General features: G+C 72.6%; 8 protein-coding genes. 5 read left to right on the forward strand and 3 right to left on the reverse strand.

Annotation, left to right across the window (positions count from 1 at the left end; genetic code table 11):
- The first annotated feature begins 10 nt into the window (after positions 1 to 10).
- Positions 11 to 328 carry a divalent cation tolerance protein CutA gene (gene cutA / locus AB0J86_RS24795; protein WP_363859986.1) on the forward strand — a complete coding sequence of 106 codons (318 nt, stop codon included), beginning with the start codon at positions 11 to 13 and terminating at the stop codon, positions 326 to 328.
- 65 nt (positions 329 to 393) lie between these two features.
- On the opposite strand, the gene AB0J86_RS24800 is transcribed toward cutA, so the two are convergent.
- A complete protein-coding gene (locus AB0J86_RS24800; protein WP_363859987.1) occupies positions 394 to 1236 on the reverse strand; it encodes a hypothetical protein in 843 nt (280 codons plus the stop codon).
- Positions 1237 to 1585: 349 nt separating this feature from the next.
- On the opposite strand from AB0J86_RS24800, the gene AB0J86_RS24805 reads away from it, so the two are divergent.
- From AB0J86_RS24805 to AB0J86_RS24820, 4 genes are all read left to right on the forward strand, one after another.
- Positions 1586 to 2641 carry an acyl-CoA desaturase gene (locus AB0J86_RS24805; protein ID WP_363859988.1) on the forward strand — a complete coding sequence of 352 codons (1056 nt, stop codon included), beginning with the start codon at positions 1586 to 1588 and terminating at the stop codon, positions 2639 to 2641.
- A 380-nt stretch (positions 2642 to 3021) separates the two neighbouring features.
- Positions 3022 to 4116 (forward strand): N-acetylmuramoyl-L-alanine amidase, encoded by a 1095-nt coding sequence (locus tag AB0J86_RS24810; RefSeq protein ID WP_363859989.1) that lies wholly within the window; start codon positions 3022 to 3024, stop codon positions 4114 to 4116.
- A gap of 229 nt (positions 4117 to 4345) precedes the next feature.
- Positions 4346 to 4639 carry a 4a-hydroxytetrahydrobiopterin dehydratase gene (locus tag AB0J86_RS24815; protein WP_363859990.1) on the forward strand — a complete coding sequence of 98 codons (294 nt, stop codon included), beginning with the start codon at positions 4346 to 4348 and terminating at the stop codon, positions 4637 to 4639.
- Entirely contained in the window at positions 4636 to 5784 is a 1149-nt protein-coding gene (locus AB0J86_RS24820) for an FHA domain-containing protein (RefSeq protein ID WP_363859991.1), read from the forward strand. Before AB0J86_RS24815 ends, AB0J86_RS24820 begins: the two co-directional genes overlap by 4 nt.
- A gap of 116 nt (positions 5785 to 5900) precedes the next feature.
- On the opposite strand, the gene rocD is transcribed toward AB0J86_RS24820, so the two are convergent.
- Together rocD and ddaH are read right to left on the reverse strand one after the other, a co-directional pair.
- Positions 5901 to 7118 carry an ornithine--oxo-acid transaminase gene (rocD, locus tag AB0J86_RS24825; protein ID WP_363860019.1) on the reverse strand — a complete coding sequence of 406 codons (1218 nt, stop codon included), beginning with the start codon at positions 7116 to 7118 and terminating at the stop codon, positions 5901 to 5903.
- A complete protein-coding gene (gene ddaH / locus AB0J86_RS24830) occupies positions 7118 to 8002 on the reverse strand; it encodes a dimethylargininase (protein WP_363859992.1) in 885 nt (294 codons plus the stop codon). The genes rocD and ddaH overlap by 1 nt, the downstream gene beginning before the upstream one ends.
- Between the last annotated feature and the right edge of the window lie 336 nt (positions 8003 to 8338).

The raw sequence follows: 8338 nt of genomic DNA on the forward strand, positions 1-8338 counted from the left end.
GGTGCGCGGCGTGGAGCAGATCTGCATCGTGACGACCGTGGTCGATTCCCGGTCGGTCGCGGACGTGCTCGCCGCCGCGGCGGTGGCCGGTCGGCTGGCGGCGTGCGCCCAGGTCGGCGGGCCGGTGGACAGCACCTACTGGTGGCAGTCGCGGATGGAGACCACCCGCGAGTGGTCGGTGCAGTTCAAGACCGCCGCGGACCGCAGCGCGGCGCTCGTCGACCACATCCGGACCGCCCACCCGTACGACGTACCGGAGATCGTGGTCGCCCGGGTGGAGACGACGCCCGCCTACGCCGCCTGGGTGCACGAGCAGACCCGCGGTTAGCCGCTCCCGGCCGCCCCGTCACCGCGTACCCCGGTTCCCGTGTCACCGCGTGCCCGGCCGCCCCGTCACCGCGTGCCCGGCCCGCGCCCGGCGGTTTCCCCCTCCGGGGCGGACCCGGCGGCGAGACGACCCCGCAGGACGCCGACGGCCACACCGACCAGCCAGACCATCGCGAGCAGGCGGAACGCGGGCTCCGGGCGGACCAGCGGCGGCACCACGGCCGACAGCGCGGAGGCCGCCACCAGCGGGCCCGCGCCCAGGCCGTAGCCGAGGACCCAGCGCGGACGCGAGCGGGCCCGCCACCCGAGGACCGACGCGGCGGTGATCAGCGCGCCGGTGCCGAGCAGGTGCAGCGCGCCGCCGAACAGCAGCGCCGCCCTGCCGAGACCGGCGACGACCGCCTCGCCGGCCGACGTGGCGAGCGGCAGCAGGACGAGCGCGCAGAGCACGGAGGCGACCAGCGCGCCGGCGGCCAGCGCGGTGCCCCAGGTCAGCGCCGTCGCGGCCCGTGGGCCCGCGCCCGGCAGCGCGGCGCGCAGCCGCCGACCGAACCGGTACAGGGCGACCGCCGCGAGGAGCTGCAGCGCCGACTGGGCCAGCACGGCCGTCGCGTTGCCGCCGTAGAAGTCCCGCAGCTGTGCCACCGACGCCTCCGGCAGGTAGAGGCTCTCGCCCGTCTGCAGCACCCCACCGGCGACGATGCTCGCGACGAACGCGACGACGAAGACCGGGGCCCACCATCCCCAGCTCCGGTCGCCGCCACCGCCCGGTCGCGCGGTCGTGCCCACGCCGGCCGGGCCGACGAAGACGTTCGCGCCGGGTTCGGGCGATCGGGACGACTCCCGGCCCGTCTCCCGGCGCTCCACCGGCACACCACCGCCGGCCGCGCCGGCACCCCCTCGTACCATCGCCTCTTCCTCCCCTTGGCCGGAGGCGACGCGCGGGCGAGCGCCCGCGCGTCGCGTCGATCGCCGCCCATGTTGCTGGGACGGGACGGTCGGGGCATCCGGCGCGGCGCGGCCATTCCGGTACGTCCGGGCGCGTAGCGGCGTACGCGCCGGGACGTAGGACGCGGACCGGCGGCCGCCCGGCGGGGCGGGCGGGACGCCTCGTGGGGCGCCGCCGGAGCCGCCGATGGTAGGGCTGGCCCTACCCGCCATACGGGGGTAACCAGGGTTACGCACAGCTACCGCGATCTTCAAACTTGACGGTACCGCGCCGACCGGCGCGGGGAGATCTACCGGAACTGGGGAGATTATGGCGGTCGGCGCGGTGGCGGAACCTGCCCTTAGGCGGGGGAGTGATTACGCACAGTTGTCAAGGCAGATCGGTGCGGCCGGTCTGCTCGAACGCCGCCCCGGCTGGTACGTCGCGAAGATCGCACTCACGGTGGGCCTCTTCGTCGCCGGCTGGGTGGCGTTCGCGCTCGTCGGCGACGCCTGGACGCAGGTGTTCGTGGCGGCCTTCCTCGCCGTCGCGACCACCCAGGTCGCGTTCCTCGGTCACGACGCCGGGCACCGGCAGATGTTCCGCACCCGGCGAACCAGCGAGGTGGCCGGAATGCTCGCCGGGAACCTGGCGGTCGGGCTCAGTTACGGCTGGTGGATCGACAAGCACACCCGGCACCACGCCAACCCGAACCACGAGGACGAGGACCCGGACGTCGGGGCGGGAGCGCTGGTCTGGACCGAGGAGCAGGCGGCGGAGACTCGGGGGCTGGGTCGCTGGATGGCGCGGCGGCAGGCGTACCTGTTCTTCCCGCTGCTGCTGCTCGAAGGGCTGAACCTGCACGTCGCGAGCGTGCGGGCGCTGGTGGAACGGGACCGCGCGACGGGCGCCCACCGTACGCCGATCCGGCACCGGCGGGTCGAGGCGCTGCTGCTCACCGTGCACCTGGTCGCCTATCCGCTGGTGCTGTTCAGCGTGCTCTCCCCGGTGCGGGCGCTGGTCTTCATCGCGATCCACCAGGGGCTCTGGGGGCTCTACATGGGCTGCTCGTTCGCGCCGAACCACAAGGGCATGCCCGTGGTGACGGCCGAGGACGAGTTGGACTTCCTCCGCAAGCAGGTGTTGACCTCGCGCAACGTCCGGGGCGGGCGGGTGGTGGACTTCGCTCTCGGCGGGCTGAACTACCAGATCGAGCACCACCTCTTCCCGAGCATGCCCCGGTCGAACCTGCGCCGGGCACAGCCGATCGTCCGGGCGTACTGCGCCGAGCAGGGCATCCCGTACGAGGAGACGGGGCTGGTCGACTCGTACCGGCAGGCGCTGCGGCACCTGCACGAGGTGGGGGCGGGATTGCGCCGGTCGTGACGGCCACTCCCGTGCGGCGGGGGTGACGGACGGTCCGGCGGGGGTGACGGAGGCCGGGGCGGGAAGTGGGGCGGCCGGTTCGCGGGGGGCGAGCCGGCCGCCTTGCTGTCCGGCCGCCTTGTCGTCGGACCCTTGTCGTCCGGCCGCCTTGCTGTTCGGTCCCTTGCCGCCAACCGCCAGCCGCTTGTCGCCGTCCGGCGGCGCCGCTGTTCGGCCACCTCGCTGTCCCGCTGACCGGCGGCTCAGCGTCCGGCGCTTTCCGCGTGTCCGGAAGGTCCCGCTAACGGGCCTAGCGGTGGGCGTCGATCCTCTGGTAAGAATTCCTTCAACATCGGTCGGTGGCATCAAAGAATCTTTCAACCCCCGCCTGGAGGCCTACCGTGACCGGCAACCCCCTCTCCCGTCGTGACGTGATGCGCGGCGCCGTGATGCTCGGCGTCGGCGCCGCCACCGGCGGTTTCACGATCGCCGGCGCCACCCCCGCCATGGCCGCCGTCGCCGCGCCGACCATCGCCAGCTGCGCCACCTGGGGAGCGCGCCCGCCGTCGTCGTCGCTGAGCGTAATCTCCACGTCGCCCGACAAGATCCTGGTGCACCACACCGCGGGCGCCAACAGCACCGACTACTCGCAGGCGCACGCGTACGCGGTGGCGCGCAGCATCCAGAACACGCACATGGACGACAACGGCTGGTCCGACACCGGGCAGCACTTCACCGTCAGCCGGGGCGGGTACGTGATGGAGGGCCGGCACAACAGCCTGGCCCGGTTGCAGGCCGGCAGCGGCATGGTCGTCGGGGCGCACTGCCCCGGGCAGAACGACAAGGCCATCGGGATCGAGAACGAGGGCCTCTACACCAGCGCCACCCCGCCGGCGGCGCTCTACAACCGGCTCGTGCAGCTCTGCGCGTACATCTGCGACCAGTACAACATCAACGCCACCAAGATCTACGGTCACCGCGACTACCTCGCCACCGCCTGCCCCGGTGACGTGCTCTACGCCAAGCTGCCGCAGCTGCGCTCCGACGTCGCCGCGCTGCTCGCCGGCGGCAGCACCCCGCCGCCCACGTTCAGCACGATCATCGACAACACCACGACGGGCCGCTTCACCGCGAGCGCCAACTGGCTCACCTCGTCGTACTCCACCCAGCGGTACGGCGCCGACTACCGGTACGCCAACCCCGAGGCGATCAGCGACCCCGCGTACTACAAGGCGAACATCCCGGCCGACGGGCTCTACAAGATCGACGTCTGGTATCCGGGCATCGCCGGCTACAACACCGCCACGCCGTACATCGTGCTCGCGAAGGACGGCAACCAGACCGTCGTGGTCAACCAGACCACCGGCGGCGGGGCCTGGCGGACCCTCGGCAACTTCACCCTCACCGCGGGCGACAAGGACGTCGTCGGCGTGAGCCGGTGGAGCAGCGCCTCCGGGTACGTCATCGCCGACGCCGTGCGCATCACCGCCGTCTGACCGCCACCACCGATCAGTTCGGCCCGCCGGGCCGCGCCGGCTCCGACCGACCGGCGCGGCCCGGCGTTCTCGTCGATCTAGGGCAAATCATCGTGTGATGATCTCTAATCACCGCGATTGCCCTAGATCGACGGCGATGGTCGGCCGGCCGGGCGGTGCCGATCCGCTGGCCGGATGGCCCCTGCCGGTTGGCGCCACGGGCGCGACCAGCGACGGTAAGGTCTGCGGCATGGCAGAGGTGCTCGACGCTGAGGCGGTACGGGGCGCGCTGGACGGACTGGACGGCTGGACCGGTAATCCGGCCGGCATCGGTCGTACCGCCGAACTGTCCAGCTTTCCCGAGGCGATCGCGGTGGTCGACCGGGTCGCGGTGGTCGCGGAGGAGCTGAACCACCACCCCGACATCGACATCCGCTGGCGCACGCTGACCTTCCGCTGCGCCACGCACTCGGTGGGCGGAGTCACCCGGCGGGACCTCGAGCTGGCCCGCCGCATCGACGAGATTGTCCGGGGAGCAGCGTGAGATTCGAGATCAGCAAGGTCCTCGACGCGATCGAGGGCCGGGTCTGCGTGGACCCGTCACTCGTCCGGGCCGTGGTCGACCTGGCGGAAATCATCCGGTACGCGGATCTGGACGGCGGTCGGCCGGCGAGCATGCTGCGGCTGGGCATCACGATCGACGCCCTGGGCCGGCAGCTCGAAGAGGACGGCGTGCAGGTCTACGCGGTGGTGCACCGGGGGGTGCTCTCCGACGGTGACCTCACCTCGAACGAGCGGATGGTGGTGCGCCGCTGGGCCGACGACGGCCTGGTGGAGGTGTTGAACAACCCGACCGAGCGGGTGCTGGAGGTGGCCGACCTGCTCGGCCTGCCGGTGCTGAGCCGGCAGCGCTTCGACGGCATGCGCGGGCGGTACCCGTGGGTGGCCGAGGGACCGGGCCGCCTGCTGGCCCCGATCTCCGGGCCGAACGGCCCGACCCTCAAGGCCCGCTTCGGCAACGACTACCCGACCGCGATCGGTCCGTCGCCGGCCGGCGCGAAGGTCCTCGCCCGGCTGTGGCGCTGCCCCGAACCCGGCTGCGCGCTTTTCGGCTCGGGCGGAGGCGGGGCCTTCGCCGATCTGGCCCGGGTCGAGCGCAAGCCGGCCGCGCAGGCGCCGCCGAGCCTGCGTACCGGGACGCCGACCTGTCCCCGGCACGACCACCGCCTCACCGACGGCGGGCCGCGTCCGCGCGTCGAGGTGCTCGCGGTACGCATCGGCGGTCAGGTACGCCAGCGGTTCGTCGTCTCGCCCGACCAGCCCGTGATCGTGGGGCGGGCTCCGGAGCAGCCCGAGGGGATCCGGCTCGGCCAGTGGCTCAACGACGAGGCGCGGCGCTGGATCAGCCGCAACCACGTCCGCTTCGAGCTGCGCGGCAACGAACTGGTCGCGCAGGACGTGAGCACCAACGGCTCGGGTGTGCGGCCGGGCGGCTCGATGGCGGAGACCGAACGGGTGCCGCTCGGCAACCAGCAGAGCCGCGTGCTGGCCAGCAAGGACTTCGTGGAGCTGTACCCCGGGGTGCAGGTCGGGCGCGCGGCGGGCCTGGCCTCCGGCGGCGGGTTCAACCCGTCCTCGGTGATGGCCGAGGCCCCGACCATGGCGATGCGCCTGCCCAAGCAGATCTGACGACCGGACGGGCCGCCCAGCCCCCGCCGGGCCTCGTCGATCTAGGGCAAATCGTCGTGATTAGAGATCCACTAACGAGGATTTGCCCTAGATCGACGGGCGGGGCCGCGCGCGGGTCAGGCCTGCCGCAGTACGGCGGCGAGCTGCTCGACGGCGTGGTCCAACTCCTCGACCGTGACCACCAGCGGCGGCGCCAGCCGGATCGTCGAGCCGTGCGTGTCCTTGGCCAGGATGCCGCGCTCGGCCAGCCGCTCGCACGCCTCCCGGCCGGTCATCAGCGCCGGGTCGATGTCCAGGCCGGCCCAGAGCCCGCGGCCCCGTACCGCCACCAGACCCTGCCCGACCAGCTTCTCCAGCGCGGCGTGCAGGTGGGCGCCCAGCTCGGCCGAGCGGCGCTGGAACTCGCCGGTGGCCAGCAGCCGGACCACCTCGATCGCCACCGCGCAGGCCAGCGGGTTGCCGCCGAACGTCGAGCCGTGCTCGCCGGGGCGCAGCACGCCGAGCACGTCCCGGTTGGCGGCGACCGCCGAGACCGGCACGATGCCGCCGCCGAGGGCCTTGCCGAGCAGGTACATGTCGGGAACCACGTTCTCGTGGTCGCAGGCGAAGGTCCGGCCGGTGCGGCCCAGCCCCGACTGGATCTCGTCGGCGAGGAAGAGGACGTTCCGCTCGGTGCAGAGCTGGCGTACGCCGGTCAGGTAGCCGGCCGGCGGTACGACCACGCCCTGCTCGCCCTGGATCGGCTCGATCAGCACGGCCACGGTGGTGTCGTCGACCGCCTCGGCCAGCGCCGCCAGGTCGCCGTACGGGACGACCTTGAAGCCGGGGGTGTACGGCCCGAAGTCGTCGCGGGCGTCGGAGTCGGTGGAGAAGCTTACGATCGTGGTGGTGCGACCGTGGAAGTTCCCCTCCGCGACCACGATGGTGGCCTGCCCGTCCGGTACGCCCTTGACCCGGTAGCCCCACTTGCGCGCCACCTTGATCGCGGTCTCCACCGCCTCCGCGCCGGTGTTCATCGGCAGGACCATGTCCTTGCCGCAGAGCTCCGCCAGCTCCCGGCAGAAGTCGGCGAACTGGTCGTGCACGAAGGCGCGGCTGGTCAGCGTGAGCCGGTCCAGCTGGGCGTGCGCCGCCGCGATCAGCGTCGGGTGACGGTGACCGAAGTTCAGCGCCGAGTAGCCGGCGAGGAAGTCGAGGTAGCGCCGACCGTCGATGTCGGTGACGGCGGTGCCCTCGGCGGACGAGATCACCACCGGCAGGGGGTGGTAGTTGTGCGCGGTCCAGCGCTCCGCGTCCCGTACGGCCGAGGGGGTCCCCAGCATGTCGTCCACTATCACTTGCTCGCCTCCCGTTCGCGCAGCGTCAACGTGCAGCATTTCGGACCGCCTCCGGCCTTGCGCAGCTCGGACAGGTCCACGCCGATCGGTTCGTAACCCCGCTCGCGCAGCTGGGCGGCGAGCCCATCGGCCTGGACGGGGAGTACGACATAACGGCCATCGCTGACCGCGTTGAGCCCGAAGACCTCGGCGTCCGCGGGGCGGGCGAGGATCGCGTCGGGGAAGAGGCGGCGCAGTGCGGCCCGGCTGCCCGGCGAGAACGCCTCCGGCAGGTACGCGACGGTCCGCTCGTCGAGCACGCAGAGCGCCGTGTCGAGGTGGTAGTAGCGCGGGTCGACCAGTTGCAGCGTGATCACCGGCCGGCCGAAGACCTCCTGGAGCTGGGCGTGCGCGGCGTGGGCGGTACGGAAACCGGTGCCGGCGAGCAGCAGGTCCCCGGCGAGCAGGATGTCGCCCTCGCCCTCGTTGACGTGCTTCGGGTCGTGCACCTCGAAGCCCGCGCGCTCGAACCAGGCCCGGTACGCCGGCGCCTCGTCGGCGCGCTGCGGGTCGCGGAACTGCACGGCGAGCGCGATGCCGTCAACGACGGTACCGCCGTTGGCGGCGAAGACCATGTCCGGCAGCCCGGGCAGCGGGTCGATCTCCTCGACGGTGTGCCCGAGGTCGAGGTAGATCTCGCGGAGCCGTTCCCACTGGGCGACGGCGAGCCCGGCGTCGACGGGGCTGGTCGGGTCCATCCAGGGGTTGATCACGTAGTCGACGGCGAAGTGGCTCGGCCGGCACATCAGGTACCGTCGCGCCGTGGCCGACGGGCCGCTCGGCGCGGGTGCGCCGGTGGCCGGTGCGGTCTCGCGGGTGGTGATCGGATCCACCGTCGTCATCGTCGGGCTCCCAGTGGTCGGGCGCGCCCGACCACCGCTGGTCACGGGCTGGCGCCGGTATCCCACGCTATGCGCGCCCGCCCGGCCGATTCCACCGGCGACCGTTGCGTCCTACCGCTGATCGTTGCGTATGGCGGCCGTCTGCCGGCGATTCATTGCGCCGAGCCATGCCGCTGCGGCTCTCGGGTTCCGCGCCCGACACAAAAGATCGAGGGCGGCGCACCGCCGCCCCCGAACAGGATGGGGTCGTTCTCGCCGCCCCGGGGGTATCCAGGGCGGGGCGTTACGTGAGGTGTTGCGTTCCTGGAGGGTTCGGGTGCGGCGAATCGCCGCCCG

This window comes from Micromonospora sp. NPDC049559 (assembly GCF_040676675.1).
Taxonomy (GTDB): Bacteria; Actinomycetota; Actinomycetes; order Mycobacteriales; family Micromonosporaceae; genus JBFAPK01.

Excerpts from the sequence above, each read along its gene's own strand:
- AB0J86_RS24800 (WP_363859987.1), bottom strand. The coding sequence starts at position 1,236 with ATGGTACGAGGGGGTGCCGGCGCGGCCGGCGGTGGTGTGCCGGTGGAG.
- AB0J86_RS24815 (WP_363859990.1), top strand. The coding sequence starts at position 4,346 with ATGGCAGAGGTGCTCGACGCTGAGGCGGTACGGGGCGCGCTGGACGGA.
- AB0J86_RS24805 (WP_363859988.1), top strand. The coding sequence starts at position 1,586 with ATGGCGGTCGGCGCGGTGGCGGAACCTGCCCTTAGGCGGGGGAGTGAT.
- ddaH (WP_363859992.1), bottom strand. The coding sequence starts at position 8,002 with ATGACGACGGTGGATCCGATCACCACCCGCGAGACCGCACCGGCCACC.